This window comes from Vibrio sp. 1641, from assembly GCF_033339995.1.
GTDB lineage: Bacteria > Pseudomonadota > Gammaproteobacteria > Enterobacterales > Vibrionaceae > Vibrio > Vibrio alginolyticus.
Map to the genome: position 1 here is coordinate 1 of NZ_JAWOVP010000284.1, position 620 is coordinate 620.

Sequence of the window (620 nt, forward strand, 5' to 3'; positions counted from 1 at the left end):
GCTTTCATTACGGTGAAAACAAAGGCGTCATCAACCATCTGAATCTCGACATCAAACCTGGCGAAAAAGTCGGCTTGGTTGGGCGCTCTGGCGCTGGCAAATCCACGTTGGTGAACTTGCTGTTACGCTTCCATGATGTGGAAGAAGGCAGCATTAAGATTGACGGTCAAAACATTGCTGACGTCACGCAAGATTCGTTGCGATCGAAAATTGGTATGGTGACACAGGATACGTCTCTTTTGCACCGTTCAATAAGAGATAACATCTTGTACGGCAACCCAACCGCCTCAGAAGAGGAACTGCTTAAAGCGACGAAACAAGCGCACGCTCACGAGTTCATCGAAACACTGACAGACCCATTTGGCAATGTCGGCTACGATGCGCAAGTTGGCGAACGAGGCGTGAAGTTGTCTGGTGGTCAGCGTCAGCGTATCGCTATTTCTCGTGTGTTATTGAAAGACGCGCCGCTGTTGGTACTGGATGAAGCAACTTCAGCTCTGGACTCAGAAGTCGAAGCGGCTATCCAAGAAAGCTTGAACGAGCTCATGCAAGGCAAAACCGTGATTGCAATAGCACACCGATTGTCGACCATCGCCCAGATGGATCGCTTAATCGTTCTC

The 620-nt window shown here is 49.5% G+C and carries 1 protein-coding gene; it reads left to right on the forward strand.

What is annotated here, in order from left to right; translation table 11 throughout:
- Nucleotides 1-620, forward strand: a 620-nt coding sequence (locus R7Z47_RS25545; RefSeq protein ID WP_318130855.1) for an ABC transporter ATP-binding protein, incomplete at both ends; no start/stop codon positions are given.